This is a genomic window from Mycobacterium sp. IDUB_9 (assembly GCF_055419505.1).
The window spans coordinates 540,496-559,263 of the sequence record NZ_JBVAXU010000002.1 but is presented as its reverse complement, the minus strand read 5'-3'; the positions used below and the strand labels follow the sequence as shown (position 1 = coordinate 559,263).

Sequence of the window (18,768 nt, the reverse complement as noted above, 5' to 3'; positions counted from 1 at the left end):
CGTGCGGTGAGATCGAGTTCTCGCGCGAAATCACGATCTCAGCGCACTCTCGGCGTCAGACTGGCGGCGTGCCGCGCAAACCGCCGATAGATCCAGTCCGCTGGACACCGCCTCCCATTGACGAGCTGCCGAATTTCGGGCCGGCCGAGCTTACCGTCGTGCCGGTGCCCGGCGACGGGCCGGAGGATGTTGTCGTCGACTCATCCGGACAACTGTGGACCGGTTTGGAGGACGGCCGCATCGTGCGGGTTTCGCCCGACGGGGCGGCCGCAGTGGTGGCTGACACCGGCGGCCGCCCACTGGGCATGCACGTTGCCCGCGACGGGCGAGTGCTGATCTGCGACAGCCACCGCGGGCTGTTGGCCTTGGATCCTGATTCCGCAGTGTTGTCCACGCTTGTGGAGTCAGTGGACGGCCGTCCACTGAAATTCTGCTCGAACGTCACCGAGACTGCAGGCGGCACAATCTATTTCACCGAGTCGACCAGCCAGTTCCATATCGAGCATTTCCCTGGAGCGATCATGGAGGCCCGCGGGCGTGGCGGCCTGTTCCGGCTGGATACCGACGGCTCGGTCACCACGTTGCTGGATGGCCTGTACTTCGCCAACGGCTTGACCACCACCGCCGACGAGTCAGCACTCGTGTTCGCCGAAACCCAGGGCCGGCGGCTGTCCAAGTACTGGCTGAGCGGGCCACAGGCCGGGACGGTGACACCGCTGACGGTGCACCTGCCGGGGTATCCGGACAACATCTCCACCGGTGCCGACGGTCGGATCTGGGTAGCCATGGTGTCACCACCCAACGCGGCTGCTGAGGCGCTCGCACCTCATGCGCCGGTGATCCGAAAACTGCTGTGGCGGTTGCCCGATCGTCTGCAGCCGAAGAGCAAGCCACAGGTGTGGGTGCTGGCGTTCGACGCCGACTCCGGCGAGGTGCTCACGGGTATCCAGACCACACGTCCCGACTTCGGCACCGTCACCGGGGTGGTGGAATCGGCGGGCAAGCTGTGGATGTCGACGATCGCCTTCCCTTCTCTGGCCTACGCCGAACTCCGCGACTTGGGTTAGCCGCGATGCCGTCACCTACCGCCCGAGGTGACAGGCGGCACGTCGACGGCGCCGAGCGGAAACACCGGTCGCCAACCCCCAGTTTTCACACCAGTCACACACGTCACAGCGTGGCAAACCGGAAATCGGTGCCGAATCGCCTAACCTTCGGTCACGATGGCGACGTTGCGCAGGACCGCTCAGCGCGCAGTGTCCGCATTCGCGGCGCTGGCGATGCTGACGGCACCCCTCATGACAGCCGGTGTGGCCAATGCCGACCCGGCCCCGGAATGCCCGTACAAGGTGACGACACCTCCGGCCGTGGACGCTTCCGAGGTACCCAAGCCGGGCGAAGCCGCACCCGGCCCGCTACCGGTGCCCACCAAGACGATTGGCGGCGAGGCGCTGTCGGGTTGCGGCGTGATCACCGCGGCAAACACCCCACCACTGCCCAACGACGTCTCCGCCGAGTCCTGGGTGGTCGCCGATCTCGACACCGGCGACATTATCGCCGCCAAAGACCCGCACGGACGTCACCGTCCGGCGAGCATCATCAAGGTGTTGGTGGCCACCGCCGCACTCAACGAACTCAACCTCAACAAGTTGGTTGCCGGCACCCAGGATGACGCCAACTCCGAAGGCACCCGCGTCGGCGTCGGGCCCGGCGGCCAGTACACCATCAACGACCTGCTGCACGGTCTGCTGATGCACTCCGGCAACGACGCCGCGCATGCCTTGGCCGCCCAGTTGGGCGGCATGGACCCCGCGCTGCAGAAGCTGAACATTCTGGCCGGCAAGCTCGGTGGCCGCGACACCCGGGCGGCCACCCCGTCGGGCCTCGACGGACCCGGTATGAGCACCTCCGCCTACGACATCGGCCTGTTCTACCGATATGCCTGGCAGAACCCGGCATTCGCCGACATTGTCGCCACCCAGACCTACGATTTTCCCGGCCGCGACGGCAATCCGTCCTACCCGGTGGAGAACGACAACAAGCTGCTCTACAACTACCCGGGCGCGATGGGCGGCAAGACCGGATACACCGATGACGCGGGGCAGACCTTCGTGGGCGCGGCCAACCGTGACGGTCGGCGCCTGGTGGCCATTTTGATGAAGGGCACCCGGGTACCGATCGCGCCATGGGAACAGGCGGCACACCTGCTCGACTACGGGTTCGCCACTCCTCCGGGAACCAAGGTCGGGTCCCTGGTCGACCCCGATCCGTCGCTGATCACCCCCAAGGCCGACCAACCGACCGCAGCACAGGCGGCTTCGGTTCTGCCACCGGCGGATTCACTGCCGGTGCGGGTCGGCGTGGCGATCGTCGGCGCCGTGATCGTGTTTCTGCTGATCATGGGTGCGCGCTCGCTGAATCGCCGTCCCGTTCGCTGATCGACATCTTCCAGTTGGCCACTTGCAGCCACCTCTTGCCAATTTCTGACCGGTCGGTCTAATCTCAGACCATGCGGTCAGAACGCACGAAGACGTTCACCGAACAGGCCCGCCGTCGGCAGATTGTCGAAGGCGCCCTTGAGGTGATCGCCGAGCAGGGCTATCCACAGGCGTCGCTGGCGCGGATCGCCGAACACATCGGTATCGCGAAAAGCGCTGTGTTGTATCACTTCACCAGCAAGTCGGAAGTGGTCGAGGCGGTATTCACCGAGATCTTCACGCGTGGCGCCGCGGTGATCGTCCCAGCGGTCAACGCCGAAACAACCTCGGCGGCAAAGCTGTCCGCCTACATCCGGGCCAACATTGCGTTCGTCGCGGCCAACCGGTCGGCGGCCGTGGCGATGCTGGAGCTCATCTCCGGATACCGCGACGCGGACGGACTGCGGGTCGATCAGGCCGCGGCCAAAGCGGTCCAGGAGAATCCGCCGACCGGAGACCTGGCCGCTCTCGACCCGCAGAGCATCTTCGCCGCCGGCCTACAAAGCGGTGAGTTCCGGAAACTGTCGCCGCCGTTCATGAAGAACATCCTGCGCGGCGGGCTGGACAGCGCAGCCCAGGAGTACGCGCGCGACCCCGACTACGACGTGATCGCGCACGGCGAAGTACTCGTCGACATCTTCGAGAAGGCCACCGCGCCGTGACCACCATCGTCATCGCCGCCTTCGGCAGCCGCGGGGACGTCGCCCCGTACACGGGTCTGGCGCGAAGCCTCACCCAGGAGGGTTACCACGTCGCGGTCGCCGCCCAGGAGCCGTACCGGGAACTCGTGTGCGCCTCCGGAACTGAATTCCGCTCACTGCCTGGGGATACCGAACGCGCGACCAAGGCTTCACCGGTCGCGCAGGCGTTCATCGACGGGGGCAGGATGCGGCCGTCCCGGGCCCTGCTCGGCGAGATGCGCGAGGATCTGCGCCGGCTGGGCGGAGGCTTGATCGAGGCAGCGAAAGATGCTGACCTACTGCTGCTTCCATCCGTCGCGGCTCTCCTCGGATACCACGTCGCCGAAGGACTCGGCATCCCCAGCGCCGGGGTGCTACTCCAACCGACCGCACCCACCGGCGACTTCCTGCCGTCAGTGCTCAGCGCCCGATCGCTCGGTCGCTGGGGCAACCGCGTCGTCGGCCGGTTGGGCGCGCTCGGCGAGAAGCCGCACCTGGCGCTGATCAACGAGCTACGCGCCGAGCTCGGGCTGCGCCCGACCACGTTGGCGGGGTATCAGGACAGACGCGCAGCCACCTGGCCCATCCTGCACGGGTTCAGTGAGCACGTGGTGCCGCGCCCCGCGGACTGGCCGGCACACCTGCAGGTCACCGGCTACTGGTGGCCATCAGAGCCCGATAACTGGTCTCCGCCAGGGCAACTGGTCGACTTCCTGCAGGCCGGTCCGCCACCGGTATTCGTCGGCCTCGGCAGTACCGCAACCGCGCGGGGACCCGAGCTGTCCGACACCATCAGCTCAGCGCTGCGTGCCACCGGCACGAGGGCGGTGGTGCAGACCGGCTGGGCCGGGCTGCACTGCAGCGGGGACGACGTTCTGATGATCGACGACCTGCCGCACTCATGGTTGTTTCCCCGGGTCGCTGCGGTCGTGCACCATTGCGGTGCGGGTACCACCGCAGCAACCCTCCGGGCTGGTGTTCCGTCGATACCCGTCACCGGGATCATGGATCAACCGTTCTGGGCGAAGCGGCTGCGACTCCTGGGCGCCGCACCTCCCGCCCTTCCGCGCGCCAAGGTAACCGCCTCCGAACTCGCCAGCGCCCTCCGCGAGGTCTGCGGCAACCCGTCGTATCGCGCACGCGCTCAACAGCTCTCAGCACTGCTCGCCGCTGAGGACGGAGCGGGGTCGGCAACGCACCGCATCACCGAACTGCTCGCACGATCACAGGAGGTTCATCATGGCAAGTGACGCACTGATGGGTAACGCCCTGCTGGCCGGGGCGATCGTTCTGGCCGGCGGCGCGATCGGCGCCGGTATCGGCGACGGGCTCGCCGGTTCGCAGTTCATCGCCGGTGTAGCACGCCAACCGGAAGCCCAAGCACGCTTGTACACACCGTTTTTCATCACGGCGAGCCTGGTGGAAGCAACGTTCTTCATCAACATCGCGTTCATGGCCTTGTTCGTCTTCGCCACCCCAGGCGGATAGATGGCCACCGTCGCGATCATCGCCATCGGCAGTCGCGGTGATGTGGCACCGCTGACCGGCGTGGGTGTGCGGTTACAGCAGGCCGGCCATCGCGTGATCGTGGTGGCGTATCAGGCATTCTCCGAGCTGGTCACCGGGTGCGGGCTAGAGTTCCGTGGGCTCGACGACGGCACAGCCGATTTATCGGACGTATCGGCAAGCGAGGCCGCGAAGGCCATGGCGGCGTTCGTTGCACCCAGCGGTATGCGGGCTTTGGGCGACGCGGTGTTGGCCGCCGTCCACGCCGAACCGCTCGATCTCGTCCTGCTGTCGCCGTTCGCGGAACTGGTGGGACATCCGCTCGCCGATGCGCTCGCCATCCCCAGCATCGGCGTGCGGTTACAGCCCTTCTCCGCGACCGCCGACTATCCGCCGGCAGTCCTGGGAGCCTGGACCGCCGGCCAGTACGGAAACAGGGCGGCGGCGCGCATCGGTGAGGCCATGATCGACGGGCTGTACGGGAAGACGGTCAACGGCTTTCGCGCGCATCTCGGTCTGCCGAAGGCATCGGCTCGATCGCTGCGACGACGGCGCACCGATGCTCGTTGGCCGATCCTCTACGGCTACTCCCCCACCGTGCTGCCGCGGCCGTCCGATTGGCGCCCGGGTATCGAGGTCGTCGGCTACTGGTGGCCGGCACATCCGGCCCGATGGCAACCACCCGCCGAACTGGTCCAGTTTCTCGACGACGGCCCGCCACCGGTCGTCATCGGCTTCGGCAGCACCGTCAACACCAGCGCCGAGGCCCAACGGCTGTCCATGCTTGCCGCGCAGGCAGTTCGGGCCGCCGGCACCCGTGCCGTGATCCAGGCCGGCTGGGCGGGGCTCGACTTCAGCGGGGACGACGTGATTGCGGTCGGCGATGTGCCCCACGACTGGCTGTTTGCGCAGGCGGCGGCCGTCGTTCACCACTGCGGCGCGGGCACTGCCGCGGCGGGGCTACGTGCCGGTGTGCCGGCGATCGCGGCACCGGGTGCCTACGGCGATCAACCGTTCTGGGCACGAAGGCTGTTCGAACTCGGAGTCAGTCCGCCGCCGATCCCACAGCGTCGACTCAGCGCGGAGAATCTCGGCGCATCAATACACGACGTGTTGTCAGATAACAGCTTCGGACACCGGGCGGCGAAGATCGCGGCAGCTGTCGCCGGCGAGGACGGTGCGGGCGGGGTTCTCGCAGCCGTTGAGAAGGTGCTCGGCTGAGAGTCAGCGAATTTGCGGGTTCGACTGACAAATAATTTGCGCTCCGGTTAAATACGTTCCGGGCCTGCCGACCCGTCGCCGCTCTCGACGGATCGGCAGGCCCATCAACTCCACCGGCCGAGTAGCTGCTGCGCCCCTTCGGACAGCGATCGCACGATCTCGGCCGCGCCGGTCTGACGCCGCACCAGCCCCACGCCCTGCCCCGCATTGACCGGCGACCCACGCAGCACACGCTCGGGAATGCTCGTCGGCCATCGGTATCCGGCAGCAACGTCGTATTCGGTGGTCAGCTCGGTACTGTCCCCCTCTGCGGCCAGCAGGGCATCACGTGCCGGGACCGCGGTCAGTGCCTCCGAACAAGCCGCGAATGCCGTGCCGACCCAGGCCGCGGCCGCCCCGGCGGCCAGCACCGCAGCCACCGCCCGTGCCGACGAGATGCCGCCGGCCGCCAGGACCGGCACATCGACGGCATCGAGCACGTCGGCCAACAGCGGCAGAGTCCCGACCGTCGGCTCACCGTGGCCGCCGCCCTCGGCACCGCGCGCCACCACAACGTCGATGCCGGCGTCGACCGCGCGTCGCGCGGCATCGACCGTCGCCACCTGGGTGGTCACCGTCACGCCGGCGTCGTGCGCCCGACGCACCCAGTCCCAGTCCTCACCGAAGCTCACGCTCAGCAACGTCGGCCGAGCGGCCAACGCCACGTCGAAAAGGTCCGGCCGGTCCTGGGTGACCCAGTGCACCAGGCCGATTCCGAATCGCTGCCCGTGGAGTTGCCCCAGTTCGGCGGTCAATTGTTCGGCCGTCGCCGAACTGCCCATTCCGACCATGCCCAGACCGCCGGCGGCCGAGACCGCAGCCGCAAGGCGGCCTCCGGCCGCGCCGCCCATCGGCGCGTTGACGATGGGGACATCAATGCCGATCGATTGCGACCAGGTGGTTGCCAAGCTCACAGCCAGCAATGTTACGTCGTTGTTACAATGGCAATTGCCAGCACATGGCACCGGACGAGGCGCACCCGTACCCGGCCAGCGACAAGACGGGGTGTTTGGAGGTGTGCCATGGCTTGGCTGATTCTCGTCGTCTCTGGGGTCCTGGAAGCGGTCTGGGCGACCGCCCTGAGCAAGTCCGAGGGTTTCACCCGCCTGGTTCCGTCAGTCGTGTTCCTTGTGGCACTTGCATTCTCGATGGGCGGACTGGCCATCGCGATGCGCAGCCTGCCGCCCGGCACCAGCTATGCGATCTGGGTCGGCATCGGCGCGGTGCTCACCGTCGGCTTCGCGATGATCACCGGCGCGGAATCCGCATCGGTGGTCAAGGTGCTACTCATGCTCGGCGTGGTCGGCTGCATCGTAGGCCTGAAAGTCGTCAGCCACTAACGTCGCAACAGCCGCGAAAGCCCGAGTGCGCCAATAGCTCCCATGGCAGCAGCGGCGAGCGCGCCGGACGCCCCGATCCCCTCGCGGACCTGCACCCTGGTGACGATCTGCGCGGGGTCCGGTGGTAGCACCGGCGCCTCGGCCAGGCTCTCCCGCGACGTCGCCGCCCAAGCTGTCGCGAACAGGATGAGTCGTGCGGTGACGTAGGCGAACACCATCAGACCCAGCACCGGGCCGAACGTCGCCCCGGCGGGGCCGTTCAGCACGGATTGCAGGTAGATCGACGCGACCTGCTTGAAGATCTCGAAACCGACAGCGGCCAGGATACCGGCCCGAAAAGACCGGCGGAAGGGCACCGGTTCGCGCGGCAACCGCGAGATGATCCAGGTGAACAACAGCCACGAGATCGAGACCGACACCGCGATCGAGATGACGCGCAAGCCGCTACCGAGCACCGCGCCGTCGTGAAGGCCGATCCAGCGCAACACCTTCCGCATCAGTGTGGGGTCGCCGAGGACGGTCAGTCCGATGGTGATCACCATCGCCAAGAATGCCGATACCAAGGCGAACAGGTCCGACAGCTTGTTGCCGACGAAGTTGGACTCAGCCTGATGTTGCTCCCACATCTGGCTGAGCGCCTCACGGAGATTGGCCATCCAGCCCAGGCCGGCCCACGCCGCGGTCGCGAGGCCGATCACGCCGACGGTGCCACGTGAGGCAATGGCCGAGTCCATCAGGGTCACGAGTTGCTGGCCGAGGTCACCGGACACTGCCCCACGGATCCGGTGCTCGATTTCTTCGAGCAGATCCGGACGGCGCGACAGCAGAAAACCCCCCGCGGCGAAGCCCACCATCAGCAGCGGGAACAGCGCGAAAATCGTGAAATAGGTGATGCCAGCGGCGTAGAAGTTGCCGTTGCAGTCGTTATAGCGCTCCTGGGCGCGCATCACATGGTCGAACCAGGGAAAGCGTGTGCGGACCCGTGCCAATAATCCCGGCTTCTCCGCCTCGTTCACCGCCGACCCTCCCCTGGCCCTCATTGCGTTTGCTGGAGAAACCCTATCCTGTCGTAAACGCGGGCGAGTGTCTTCCCCGCGACCTCCCGGGCGTGTTCCGCCCCGGCCGCGAGAACCGACTGGAGTTCGGTCGGATCGGCCAGCAATTCGTCCACCCTGGTCTTGATCGGGGTGACGAACTCCACCACGGCCTCGGCGGTCTCCTTCTTGAGGTCGCCGTAACCGCGGCCGGCATAGCCCTCGACCAGCTTGTCGACATCGGTACCGGTCACCGCTGACTGGATGGTCAGCAGGTTCGAGATGCCGGGCTTGGCCTCCGGATCGAACCGGATCTCCCGCTCACTGTCGGTCACCGCGGAGCGGATCTTCTTGGCCGTCGCCTTGGGATCGTCGAGGAGGCTGATCAGCCCGGCATCGGACGCCGCGGACTTGCTCATCTTCGCCGACGGATCCTGCAGGTCGTAGATCTTGGCCGTCGCCTTGGGGATCATGGCCTCGGGCACCACGAGGGTGTCGGGGAATCGTGCGTTGAACCGCTGGGCGAGGTCGCGGGCCAACTCGAGATGCTGCCGCTGATCCTCCCCGACCGGAACCAGATCGGTGTCGTAGAGCAGCACGTCGGCGGCCATCAGCACCGGATAGGTGAACAGACCCACGGTCGTGGCATCTGCCCCCTGCTTCTGCGACTTGTCCTTGAACTGCGTCATCCTCGACGCCTGGCCGAATCCGGTGAAACACCCGAGCACCCAAGCCAATTGGCTGTGCTCGGGCACGTGGCTCTGGACGAACACGGTGCTGCGCTTCGGGTCGATGCCCAACGCCAGGTACTGCGCGGCCGTCACCAGAGTGCGCCGGCGCAGGGTCTCGGGATCCTGCGGCACGGTGATGGCGTGCTGGTCGACGACGCAGAAGAACGCCTCGTAACCGTCCTGCAACTGCGCCCAGTGCGTGACGGCACCCAGGGCATTGCCGAGGTGCAGGGAGTCAGAGGTGGGCTGGGCGCCCGAGAATACGACCTGTTTGCTTCCGCTACTCATGATGATCTGATTTTCGCACTGGCGTCATCCGGATTCTTCGCGGGTCAGCTGCTGCAGCACCCGCAGGAACACTTTCCGATCCTCGGCAGTCAGGTCACCCAGCCAACGCTCCTCGCCGCGCTGGATCTCCCGCTGGACCGCATCCTTGATCGCGCGGCCCGCCTCGGTGATGGCCAGCAGCCGCACCCGCCGGTCGCCGGGGTCGGCCTCGCGCTCGATGAAGCCCTGCTGTTGCAGGTCATCGAGGGTGCGGATGATGCGCGTCTTGTCGGCGCCGATCGCCTCGGCCAGTGCCGCCTGCGTCCGCACCGAGGACCGGTCGAGGGCAAGCAGCACGACGTAGCCCCACATTGTCAGGCCGTGGGCGTCGAGCACGAGCTGCTCGGCGGCCATCAGGTCCCGCATCAACGGGGCGAGCATGGCCGCCAGGTCCGGGCGCTTCGGCATCTCCTCATCGTAGGCGTTGCATTATCGTATGCTCCAGCATATCGTAAGCTCATGCATACTATTGGAACAGACCTACGCCCCGTTCACCGCGTCGCCGTTCTGCGCTCGATCGAAGCCGTCGACGCGGTCCGCACCTCCGACCTGGACCGCCCCACGCCGTGTGCAGAGTGGACGCTGGCCGATCTTCTGGCGCACATGACCGTGCAGCACCATGGGTTCGCCGCCGCCGCCCGCGGAAACGGTGCCGACGAAGCGGTCTGGAAGGCGACGACGATGACCGACGCCGTACGCGCCGACCCGGCCCGCACCTATGCCGCTGCCGCCCACGACGTGCTCGACGCGTTCGCGGCCGACGGAATCACCGAGGCGACGTTTACCTTGCCCGAGTTCGGACCGGACGCGACATTCCCGGGCGCTTTGGCGATCGGGTTCCACCTTGTGGACTACGTGGTCCACGGCTGGGATGTCGCCGCCACCCTCGGGTCGCCCTACGAGTTACCGGACGACGTGGTCGCCGCCGCGCTGCCACTTGTCATGGCGATCCCCGACGGCGACTTCCGCGATGATTCGTCCTCGCCGTTCGGCCGCGCCGTCAATGGTTCAGCGGCAACAGATCTCGACAAAATCCTGGCCCACCTCGGCCGGACGCCGGACTGGCGTCAGCCGTAGCTGACCGTCACCGGCGAGTGGTCGGACCACCGCAGCGCGTACAGCTCGGCCCGGTCCACCCGTGCCGAACTGGCCCTGGCGGCCAGTGTCGGGCTGGCCAGGTGATAGTCGATGCGCCAGCCGGCGTCGTTGTCGAAAGCCTTGCCGCGCCATGACCACCAGCTGTAAGGCCCGGCCACGTCGGGATGCAGCACCCGCACCACGTCCACCCAGCCCGTGCCCAAGAGCTCGGTGAGCCAGGCCCGCTCGCTGGGCAGGAACCCGGCCTTCTTGACGTTGCCCTTCCAGTTCTTGATGTCGTTCTCCGTGTGCGCGATGTTCCAGTCACCGCACAGCACCGCGTCCCGGGCCTGCAGCTCGGCCATCCGGGCGGCGATGGTGGCCATGAACCGTTCCTTCTCCAGCTGGCGGTCCGTCTCGGCCTCACCGGTCGGGACGTACACGCTGGCCACCGTCACTCCCGCGGTATCCACCTCGAGGTAGCGCCCGTGGGCCTCGAACTCGTCGGAGAGCAGCAGCCGGGCTGCCTCGATGGGATGCCGGGACAACACTGCAACCCCGTTGCGGCCCTTGACATGCGGAACCGCCGAGGCCAGGTGCCAGCCGTCGGCCAGGGCCGGCGCCAAGGCATCGTTGAGCTGCTCGTCGTCGGCCCGGGTCTCCTGCAGACACACCACATCTGCCTCGGCCTCCTTGAGCCAGGGCAACAGGCCGAGATTGTCCGTGGACCGCTGTTTGACCGCGGCGCGAATGCCGTTGACGTTGATGGTGCTGACGGTCAGGGTTGCCGGAGATGCCACGGCCCAGACCCTACCGACCCCCGCCGACACACACCGACGGCCTCTTGCGGTACCGGCGGTATCACCTTAATGTCGGGCGGCATGGCCGAACGTGCACCCATCCACCTGGGATCAGGCGAGCCCCTCCTGCTCCTGCATCCGTTCCTCCTGTCACAGAGTGTGTGGAAGTACGTCGCACCCCAACTCGCACAGACCGGGCGCTACGAGGTGTTTGCACCCACCATGGCCGGCCACCACGGCGGCGCGCACGCCCCGCTCCTGCTCGACGTCGCGACACTGGCCGACGACATCGAACGCCGGCTCGACGAACTGGGCTGGTGCACCGCTCACATCGTCGGCAACTCGCTCGGCGGCTGGGTGGCCTTTGAGCTGGAACGCCGAGGGCGGGCCCGCACGCTGACCGGCATCGCCCCCGCCGGCGGCTGGTCGCGGTTCACCCCGGCGAAGTACGAGATCATCGCCAAGTTCGTGGCCGCGCTGCCGATCGTGCTGTCGACTGCGGTGTTGGGCCAGCAACTGCTGAAACTCCCACTGACCAAACAGATCTCATATCTGGCCGTGAGCGCCACACCCGACGTGCTGAACGACAGCGATCGCCGCGACCTGATCGAGGACCTGGCTCACTGCCCGGCGTACTTCAAGCTCATGGTCAAGGCACTGACCACCGCGGGCCTGATGGAGATCAAAAACTCCCGAACCCCAACCCAACTCGTGATCTGCGAGAAGGACCGGGTGCTGCCGGCGCCACGCTTCAGCCGGCATTTCACCAAGAGCCTGGCTGCGGATGCCGTGGTGAAGACACTCGAGGGCGTCGGACACGTCCCGATGTTCGAAGCGCCCGACACCATCACCCGGGTGATCACCGAATTCGTGGACCCGCACATCGGTAAGGCGCGCGCCACGGGGTGACGCGCGCCCTACCGCCTAAGCGTTCTCGGCCTCCGCCAGGACGTCGTTGAGCGTCTTGCTCGGCCGCATCACCGCGGCGGTCTTCTCGGCGTCCGGGTAGTAGTAGCCGCCGATGTCGGCCGGCTTGCCCTGCGCCGCATTGAGTTCGGAAACGATGGCCTGCTCCTGCTCGCCGAGCGCCTTGGCCAGCTGCGCGAAGTGCGCGGCCAGTTCCTTGTCCTCGGTCTGCTCGGCCAGCGCCTGCGCCCAGTACAGCGCAAGGTAGAACTGGCTGCCGCGATTGTCGAGCTCCCCGGTCTTGCGCGACGGGGACTTGTTCTCGTCCAACAGCTTTCCGGTCGCGGTGTCGAGCGCGGTGGCCAGCACCTTGGCCTTCTCGTTGTCGAGCTTGTTACCCAGGTCCTCGAGGCTGGCCCCCAGCGCGAGGAACTCGCCTAGCGAATCCCAGCGCAGGTGGTTCTCCTCCACCAGCTGATGGACATGCTTGGGTGCCGAACCACCGGCACCGGTCTCGTACAGGCCACCGCCGGCCATCAGCGGCACGATCGAGAGCATCTTGGCGCTGGTGCCCAGCTCCAGGATCGGGAACAGGTCGGTCAGGTAGTCGCGCAGGATGTTGCCGGTCACCGAAATGGTGTCCTTGCCCCGGATCAGACGCTCCAGCGTGTAGCGCATGGCCCACACCTGCGGCAGGATCGTGATCTCCAGGCCCTCGGTGTCCTCTTCCTTGAGGTATGCCTTGACCTTCTTGCGCAGCTCGTTCTCGTGCGGACGCTCGTCGTCGAGCCAGAACACGGCAGGCATGCCGGACAACCGGGCGCGGTTGACGGCCAGCTTGACCCAGTCCCGGATCGGGGCGTCCTTGACGATCGGCATCCGCCAGATGTCGCCCTCTTCGACCTCCTGGCTCAGCAGCACCTCACCGGAATCGATGTCGACGATCTTGGCGACACCGGCCTCCGGAATCTCGAACGTCTTGTCGTGGCTGCCGTACTCCTCGGCCTTCTGCGCCATCAAACCGACGTTGGGAACCGTGCCCATAGTGGTGGGATCGAACTGACCGTGGGTCTTACAGAAGTTGATCACTTCCTGGTACATCCGCGAGAACGTCGACTCCGGGTTGACCGCCTTCGTGTCCTTGGTGCGGCCGTCGGCGCCATACATCTTGCCGCCGAGACGGATCATCGCCGGCATCGACGCATCGACGATGACATCGCTCGGCGAGTGGAAGTTCGAGATGCCCTTGGCCGAGTCCACCATGGCCAGCTCCGGCCGGTGCTCGTGGCAGCGGTGCAGGTCCTCGATGATCTCCTCACGCTGCGAAGCGGGCAGCGCCTCGATCTTGCTGTAGAGATCGGACAAGCCGTTGTTGACGTTGACGCCGAGCTCGTCGAACAGCTTCTGGTGCTTGGCGAAGGCGTCCTTGTAGAAGATCTTGACGGCGTAGCCGAACACGATGGGGTGGCTGACCTTCATCATGGTCGCCTTGACATGCAGGGAGAACATGACGCCGGTCTTGTAGGCGTCCTCGATCTGCTCTTCGTAGAAGGCGCACAGGGCCTTCTTGCTCATGTACATGCTGTCGATGACGTCGCCCGCGTCGAGCTTCACCTCTGGCTTGAGCACGACGGTCTCGCCGCCGGCCGTCTCGAGCTCCATGCGTACGTTGTGGGCTTTGTCCAACGTGATCGACTTCTCACCGTGGTAGAAGTCGCCGGTCTTCATGGTGGCCACGTGGGTCCGCGACGCCTGCGACCAATCGCCCATGCTGTGCGGGTGCTTGCGCGCGTACTCCTTGACCGCCTTGGGGGCCCGGCGGTCCGAGTTCCCTTCGCGCAGAACGGGGTTCACCGCGCTACCGAGGATCTTGGAGTAGCGGTCCTTGAGCGCCTTCTCCTCGTCGGTCTTCGGGTCGCCCGGATAGTCGGGGATCGCGTACCCCTTCTCCTGCAACTCCTTGACCGCGGCCATGAGCTGCGGAACCGAAGCGCTGATGTTGGGCAGCTTGATGATGTTGGTCTCGGGCAGCTGAGTGAGACGGCCCAGCTCACCGAGGTTGTCCGGGACCCGCTGATCCTCGGTCAGGTAATCGCCGAATTCGGCCAGGATGCGGGCCGCGACCGAGATGTCACTGGTCTGGACATCGATACCCGCCGGCTCGGCGAAGGCACGGATGATCGGCAGGAAGGAGTACGTCGCAAGTAGCGGCGCCTCGTCGGTCAGCGTGTAGATGATGGTCGGCTGCTGGGCAGTCATGGTTGCTCTCCCGGCGTCAGTCTCGTTCGACGAGGATCACTCGTTGTCACTCGTGGTTATTCGCTGCTCTTGTATCGCGGCCAGACTACAAGGAGGGGAACCGTCCGGAAGGGGCAGCTTTCATTACTGACCAGTAACTTTGGCTTCCGTTCGGGCGCCCGACACCTCCATGAGACCGCCGAACCGAACCTGTTCCAGCCCCGCGCGCGCAAGAACCGGCAAACACCCCGGACAACCGACTGGCACGGCCTCAGCGCGTTGCGATAAGCTGCAAGCCGGTCATGAGTGCCAGCGTCAAGCCCCGGCTTGCTGGCCGGCAACCCTCCAACCGCGGTGGGGTGCCCTGGGTGATGACCAGGTTGAGTAGCCGACGGAATTTTTCCGGCCGGCTGCAAGGCAAGCGCGGGTCCGAAGGTACGGGCCCCCAGACAGACAGGGAAACCTGATGGAGGCCAGCCATGTGTATGTGTCCGTGACCTGTTGGTGTCCGCATGTCGTCTTCGACGACGCGCCCAACCCCCGGTAGCCGACCACGCCCCTTCTTTCCTCATCCCTCACCAGGAGGAGACACCGAGCCATGACAACCCCCGAAAACGTCGACAGCTGGTCGTTCGAGACCAAGCAGGTCCACGCCGGCCAGACCCCGGACAGCGCCACCAACGCCCGGGCCCTGCCGATCTACCAGACCACGTCATACACATTCCGCGACACCGACCACGCCGCCGCCCTGTTCGGCCTGGCCGAGCCGGGCAACATCTACACCCGCATCATGAATCCGACCACCGACGTGGTCGAGCAGCGCATCGCCGCACTCGAAGGTGGCGTCGCCGCACTGCTGCTGTCCTCCGGGCAAGCTGCCGAGACGTTTGCCATCCTCAACCTGGCCGGCGCCGGTGACCACATCGTGTCCAGCCCGCGCCTGTACGGCGGCACCTACAACCTCTTCCACTACACGCTGCCCAAGCTCGGCATCGAGGTCAGCTTCGTCGACAATCCCGACAATCTGGACAGCTGGCGGGCGGCCGTGCGGCCGAACACCAAGGCCTTCTTCGCCGAAACCATCTCCAATCCCCAGATCGACATCCTCGACATCCCGAACGTGTCCGCCGTGGCACACGAGAACGGCGTCCCGCTGATCGTCGACAACACCATCGCCACGCCCTACCTGATCCAGCCGATCGCCCTCGGCGCCGACATTGTGGTGCACTCGGCGACCAAGTACCTGGGCGGCCACGGCTCGGCGATCGCCGGTGTGATCGTCGACAGCGGCAACTTCGACTGGACCAACGGCAACTTCCCCGGATTCACCACACCGGACCCCAGCTACCACGGCGTGATCTTCGCCGAGCTCGGGGCGCCCGCCTACGCGCTGAAAGCCCGGGTGCAGCTGCTGCGCGATTTGGGGTCGGCGCTTGCGCCTTTCAATGCCTTCCTTATCGCGCAGGGATTGGAAACGCTGTCGCTGCGTGTTGAACGCCACGTGGAGAATGCGCAACGCGTCGCTGAGTTCCTGGCCGGGCATGACGGCGTCACCTCGGTGAATTACGCCGGACTCCCCACCTCGCCCTGGTACGAGCTGGGCCAGAAGCTCGCCCCGAAGGGCACGGGCGCCGTGCTCGCCTTCGAGCTGAAGGGCGGAATCGAGGCCGGCAAGGCGTTCGTCAACGCGCTGACTCTGCACAGCCACGTCGCCAACATCGGTGACGTGCGCTCCCTGGTGATCCACCCCGCCTCGACCACCCACGCACAGCTCTCCCCCGAGGAGCAGCTGTCCACCGGTGTCACGCCCGGTCTGGTGCGGTTGGCAGTCGGCATCGAGGGGATCGACGACATCCTGGCCGACCTGGAGCAGGGATTCGCCGCCGCGCGTCCGTTCAGCGGCGTCGCGCAGACTGCGGCGACGGTGTAGGACGGCGAGAGAAGACCGGCATGACGATCACCGAAGAACCGGCCGTGTCCACCCTCCAGTTGCCTGCCGAAGGCGAGATCGGCGTGGTGCGCATCGGTGCATTGACGCTCGAGAACGGCACCGTCCTGCCTGACGTGTCGATCGCCGTGCAGCGATGGGGCGAACTGTCACCCGCACGCGACAACGTGGTGATGGTGCTGCACGCGCTGACCGGCGACTCCCACGTCACCGGACCGGCCGGCGACGGCCATCCGACCGCGGGTTGGTGGGACGGGGTGGCCGGACCGGGCGCCCCGATCGACACCGACCAGTGGTGCGCGATATCGACCAACGTCCTCGGCGGCTGCCAGGGCTCCACCGGGCCGGGCTCCCTCGCGCCCGACGGAAAGCCTTGGGGCTCAAGGTTCCCCCAGATCACGATCCGCGACCAGGTCGAGGCCGACCGGGCCGCCCTGGCCGCCTTCGGCATCACCGAGGTGGCCGCGGTGGTCGGTGGGTCGATGGGCGGAGCCCGGGCGCTGGAATGGCTCGTCGGGCACCCCGACGAGGTGCGATCCGGCCTGGTGCTGGCCGTCGGAGCCCGTGCCACCGCCGATCAGATCGGCACCCAGAGCACCCAGGTGGCCGCGATCAAGACCGATCCCGACTGGCAGGGCGGTGACTACTACGAAACCGGCCGGACACCGTTGGCCGGCATGGAGATCGCGCGACGCTTCGCGCATCTGACGTATCGCGGTGAAGAGGAACTCGACGACCGCTTCGCCAACGACGCTCAAGGCGACGAGGACCCGCGGACCGGCGGCCGCTACGGCGTGCAGAGCTACCTCGAATACCAGGGCGGCAAGTTGGCCCGCCGATTCGACCCGGGCACCTACGTGACCCTGTCGGATGCGCTGTCCACCCACGATGTGGGCCGGGACCGTGGCGGCGTCGCCAAAGCGCTGCGTAGTTGTCCGGTGCCCGTCATCGTCGGCGGAATCACCTCCGACCGGCTCTACCCGATCCGCCTGCAACAGGAACTGGCCGAGTTGCTGCCCGGCTGCAACGGCCTGGACGTCGTCGACTCGGCCTACGGTCACGACGGCTTCCTGGTCGAGACGGAAGTGGTGGGCAAATTGATCCGCCGCACACTGGAGCTGGCACAGCGGTGAACGCGCCCAAGCAGCGTTCCCTGTCTTTCGGCTCAGAGGCCGCAGCCTACGAACGCGGCCGGCCGTCGTATCCACCGGAGGCGATCGACTGGCTGCTTCCCGAAGGCGCGCACGATGTACTGGACCTGGGTGCAGGTACCGGCAAGTTGACCACCCGGCTCGTCGAGCGCGGACTGGACGTCATTGCCGTCGACCCCATCCCGGAAATGCTTGAGCTGCTGTCGAACTCGTTGCCGGACACCCCGGCACTGCTGGGCACGGCCGAAGAGATCCCACTGGCCGACAACAGCGTCGACGCGGTGCTGGTGGCGCAGGCCTGGCACTGGTTCGACCCGGAGCGGGCCGTGAAAGAGGTCGGCCGGGTGCTGCGCCCCGGCGGCCGGTTGGGCCTGGTGTGGAACACCCGCGACGAGCGGTCGGGCTGGGTCAAGGATCTGGGCCGCATCATCGGACCCGAACACGATCCGTTCAACAGCGAGGTGACACTGGCCGAGCCGTTCGGCGCGATCGAACGCCACCAGGTGGAGTGGACGAGTTACCTGACGCCCCAGGCGCTCATCGATCTGGTGGCCTCGCGCAGCTACTGCATCACCTCACCGGAGAAGGTGCGCACCCGGACGCTGGAGCAGGTCCGGGAACTGCTGGCCACCCACCCGGCGCTGGCCAACTCTTCGGGGCTGGCGCTGCCCTACGTCACGGTCGGGATCAGAGCCAGCCTCGCCTAGTTACGTGGCACGGCCCAGAATGAACTCCCCGATGAGTGCAGTACCTGAGCCGGGCCGGGCACCTGGACCGGCCGTGGCCGAGGTTGTCGCGGCGTCCAGTTCGCCACCGCATTCGGCACAGACCGTTTTTGCCGTTGTGACGCAACCACATCCGGTGTGCACGAGTAGCGCAGGCGGCCCGTCCGCACCAGCCTGCCACTTGTCACCCCAGGCAAGCAGGGTCGCGATCACCGGGTAGAGATCACGTCCCTTGTCAGTCAGGACGTACTCGTGGCGCGGCGGTGCGCTCTGGTACTGCCGCCGTTCCACCACCCCGTGGCCTTCGAGGTCGTCGAGACGGGCGGCCAGGATGTTCGACGCGATACCCAAGTCACGACGAATGTCTTCGAACCGCACCAATCCGGCGAACAGGTCACGCAGGATCAACGGCGTCCAGCGTTGTCCGATCACGTCGACGGCCCGCGCGATCGAACACGCGATGTCGCCGAACGACTGCTTGGGCACCCCTCCACCCTAGTCCATTGCTAATTGCAACGGACTAGGGTTAGGTGGATTGCACATCGCAATCGACCTGGAAGGGCATGTC

19 protein-coding genes and 2 riboswitches are annotated in these 18,768 nt (G+C 66.5%); of the genes, 12 read left to right on the top strand and 7 right to left on the bottom strand.

Annotated features, from left to right (window positions below):
* The first annotated feature begins 68 nt into the window (after positions 1-68).
* From ACZY08_RS11255 to ACZY08_RS11230, 6 genes are all read left to right on the top strand, one after another.
* Positions 69-1,067, top strand: a complete 999-nt coding sequence (locus ACZY08_RS11255; RefSeq protein WP_463744776.1) for an SMP-30/gluconolactonase/LRE family protein — start codon at positions 69-71, stop codon at positions 1,065-1,067.
* A 156-nt stretch (positions 1,068-1,223) separates the two neighbouring features.
* Positions 1,224-2,438 carry a D-alanyl-D-alanine carboxypeptidase family protein gene (locus ACZY08_RS11250; RefSeq protein ID WP_463744777.1) on the top strand — a complete coding sequence of 405 codons (1,215 nt, stop codon included), beginning with the start codon at positions 1,224-1,226 and terminating at the stop codon, positions 2,436-2,438.
* 71 nt (positions 2,439-2,509) lie between these two features.
* Entirely contained in the window at positions 2,510-3,139 is a 630-nt protein-coding gene (locus ACZY08_RS11245; RefSeq protein ID WP_463744778.1) for a TetR/AcrR family transcriptional regulator, read from the top strand.
* Positions 3,136-4,407 carry a glycosyltransferase gene (locus ACZY08_RS11240; protein WP_463744779.1) on the top strand — a complete coding sequence of 424 codons (1,272 nt, stop codon included), beginning with the start codon at positions 3,136-3,138 and terminating at the stop codon, positions 4,405-4,407. The genes ACZY08_RS11245 and ACZY08_RS11240 overlap by 4 nt, the downstream gene beginning before the upstream one ends.
* Positions 4,408-4,414: 7 nt before the next feature.
* Complete coding sequence (locus ACZY08_RS11235; RefSeq protein WP_463745280.1) at positions 4,415-4,645, top strand: F0F1 ATP synthase subunit C; 231 nt, start codon at positions 4,415-4,417, stop codon at positions 4,643-4,645.
* On the top strand, positions 4,646-5,884 hold the full coding sequence (locus tag ACZY08_RS11230) for a glycosyltransferase (RefSeq protein ID WP_463744780.1): 1,239 nt from the start codon (positions 4,646-4,648) through the stop codon (positions 5,882-5,884).
* A gap of 104 nt (positions 5,885-5,988) precedes the next feature.
* Here the strand turns inward: ACZY08_RS11230 and ACZY08_RS11225 are convergent, their stop codons facing one another.
* Positions 5,989-6,837: a nitronate monooxygenase gene (locus ACZY08_RS11225; protein WP_463744781.1), complete on the bottom strand. Its 849-nt coding sequence runs from the start codon at positions 6,835-6,837 to the stop codon at positions 5,989-5,991.
* 30 nt (positions 6,838-6,867) lie between these two features.
* Positions 6,868-6,933, top strand: a riboswitch (guanidine-III (ykkC-III) riboswitch).
* A 12-nt stretch (positions 6,934-6,945) separates the two neighbouring features.
* Between ACZY08_RS11225 and ACZY08_RS11220 the strand changes: the two genes are divergently transcribed.
* Complete coding sequence (locus ACZY08_RS11220) at positions 6,946-7,263, top strand: DMT family transporter (protein WP_463744782.1); 318 nt, start codon at positions 6,946-6,948, stop codon at positions 7,261-7,263.
* Here ACZY08_RS11220 and yhjD read toward each other — a convergent pair.
* Genes yhjD through ACZY08_RS11205 form a run of 3 tightly spaced genes read right to left on the bottom strand, consistent with a single transcriptional unit; the run spans position 7,260 to position 9,763 of the window.
* Positions 7,260-8,279 (bottom strand): inner membrane protein YhjD, encoded by a 1,020-nt coding sequence (yhjD, locus tag ACZY08_RS11215; protein ID WP_463744783.1) that lies wholly within the window; start codon positions 8,277-8,279, stop codon positions 7,260-7,262. The genes ACZY08_RS11220 and yhjD overlap by 4 nt on opposite strands.
* A gap of 20 nt (positions 8,280-8,299) precedes the next feature.
* Positions 8,300-9,316, bottom strand: a complete 1,017-nt coding sequence (gene trpS / locus ACZY08_RS11210) for a tryptophan--tRNA ligase (RefSeq protein WP_463744784.1) — start codon at positions 9,314-9,316, stop codon at positions 8,300-8,302.
* Between the two features lie 24 nt (positions 9,317-9,340).
* Complete coding sequence (locus tag ACZY08_RS11205; protein WP_463744785.1) at positions 9,341-9,763, bottom strand: MarR family winged helix-turn-helix transcriptional regulator; 423 nt, start codon at positions 9,761-9,763, stop codon at positions 9,341-9,343.
* A 51-nt stretch (positions 9,764-9,814) separates the two neighbouring features.
* Here ACZY08_RS11205 and ACZY08_RS11200 point away from each other — a divergent pair, with 51 nt between their 5' ends.
* On the top strand, positions 9,815-10,432 hold the full coding sequence (locus tag ACZY08_RS11200) for a TIGR03086 family metal-binding protein (protein WP_463744786.1): 618 nt from the start codon (positions 9,815-9,817) through the stop codon (positions 10,430-10,432).
* Here the strand turns inward: ACZY08_RS11200 and ACZY08_RS11195 are convergent.
* Complete coding sequence (locus tag ACZY08_RS11195; RefSeq protein ID WP_463745281.1) at positions 10,423-11,214, bottom strand: exodeoxyribonuclease III; 792 nt, start codon at positions 11,212-11,214, stop codon at positions 10,423-10,425. The genes ACZY08_RS11200 and ACZY08_RS11195 overlap by 10 nt on opposite strands.
* Positions 11,215-11,313: 99 nt before the next feature.
* On the opposite strand from ACZY08_RS11195, the gene ACZY08_RS11190 reads away from it, so the two are divergent.
* Positions 11,314-12,141, top strand: a complete 828-nt coding sequence (locus tag ACZY08_RS11190) for an alpha/beta fold hydrolase (RefSeq protein WP_463744787.1) — start codon at positions 11,314-11,316, stop codon at positions 12,139-12,141.
* A 15-nt stretch (positions 12,142-12,156) separates the two neighbouring features.
* On the opposite strand, the gene ACZY08_RS11185 is transcribed toward ACZY08_RS11190, so the two are convergent.
* Complete coding sequence (locus ACZY08_RS11185) at positions 12,157-14,397, bottom strand: NADP-dependent isocitrate dehydrogenase (protein ID WP_463744788.1); 2,241 nt, start codon at positions 14,395-14,397, stop codon at positions 12,157-12,159.
* Between the two features lie 277 nt (positions 14,398-14,674).
* A riboswitch (SAM riboswitch) is annotated at positions 14,675-14,806 on the top strand.
* Between the two features lie 168 nt (positions 14,807-14,974).
* Here ACZY08_RS11185 and ACZY08_RS11180 point away from each other — a divergent pair.
* The 3 genes from ACZY08_RS11180 to ACZY08_RS11170 are packed head-to-tail and all read left to right on the top strand — an operon-like array spanning position 14,975 to position 18,182.
* Positions 14,975-16,306, top strand: a complete 1,332-nt coding sequence (locus ACZY08_RS11180; RefSeq protein WP_463744789.1) for a bifunctional o-acetylhomoserine/o-acetylserine sulfhydrylase — start codon at positions 14,975-14,977, stop codon at positions 16,304-16,306.
* A gap of 20 nt (positions 16,307-16,326) precedes the next feature.
* The gene (metX, locus tag ACZY08_RS11175; RefSeq protein ID WP_463744790.1) at positions 16,327-17,457 is read left to right on the top strand and encodes a homoserine O-acetyltransferase MetX; all 1,131 of its coding nucleotides are present in this window, start codon (positions 16,327-16,329) and stop codon (positions 17,455-17,457) included.
* Positions 17,454-18,182: a class I SAM-dependent methyltransferase gene (locus ACZY08_RS11170; protein WP_463744791.1), complete on the top strand. Its 729-nt coding sequence runs from the start codon at positions 17,454-17,456 to the stop codon at positions 18,180-18,182. Before metX ends, ACZY08_RS11170 begins: the two co-directional genes overlap by 4 nt.
* Here the strand turns inward: ACZY08_RS11170 and ACZY08_RS11165 are convergent, their stop codons facing one another.
* Positions 18,183-18,686 (bottom strand): winged helix-turn-helix transcriptional regulator, encoded by a 504-nt coding sequence (locus tag ACZY08_RS11165; RefSeq protein WP_463744792.1) that lies wholly within the window; start codon positions 18,684-18,686, stop codon positions 18,183-18,185. It lies immediately after the preceding gene.
* Positions 18,687-18,768 lie beyond the last annotated feature (82 nt).

Coding starts and splice junctions, on each gene's coding strand:
- ACZY08_RS11250 (WP_463744777.1), top strand. CDS start 1,224: ATGGCGACGTTGCGCAGGACCGCTCAGCGCGCAGTGTCCGCATTCGCG.
- ACZY08_RS11245 (WP_463744778.1), top strand. CDS start 2,510: ATGCGGTCAGAACGCACGAAGACGTTCACCGAACAGGCCCGCCGTCGG.
- ACZY08_RS11235 (WP_463745280.1), top strand. CDS start 4,415: ATGGGTAACGCCCTGCTGGCCGGGGCGATCGTTCTGGCCGGCGGCGCG.
- ACZY08_RS11230 (WP_463744780.1), top strand. CDS start 4,646: ATGGCCACCGTCGCGATCATCGCCATCGGCAGTCGCGGTGATGTGGCA.
- ACZY08_RS11220 (WP_463744782.1), top strand. CDS start 6,946: ATGGCTTGGCTGATTCTCGTCGTCTCTGGGGTCCTGGAAGCGGTCTGG.
- trpS (WP_463744784.1), bottom strand. CDS start 9,316: ATGAGTAGCGGAAGCAAACAGGTCGTATTCTCGGGCGCCCAGCCCACC.
- ACZY08_RS11205 (WP_463744785.1), bottom strand. CDS start 9,763: ATGCCGAAGCGCCCGGACCTGGCGGCCATGCTCGCCCCGTTGATGCGG.
- ACZY08_RS11200 (WP_463744786.1), top strand. CDS start 9,815: ATGCATACTATTGGAACAGACCTACGCCCCGTTCACCGCGTCGCCGTT.
- ACZY08_RS11190 (WP_463744787.1), top strand. CDS start 11,314: ATGGCCGAACGTGCACCCATCCACCTGGGATCAGGCGAGCCCCTCCTG.
- ACZY08_RS11185 (WP_463744788.1), bottom strand. CDS start 14,397: ATGACTGCCCAGCAGCCGACCATCATCTACACGCTGACCGACGAGGCG.
- ACZY08_RS11180 (WP_463744789.1), top strand. CDS start 14,975: ATGACAACCCCCGAAAACGTCGACAGCTGGTCGTTCGAGACCAAGCAG.
- metX (WP_463744790.1), top strand. CDS start 16,327: ATGACGATCACCGAAGAACCGGCCGTGTCCACCCTCCAGTTGCCTGCC.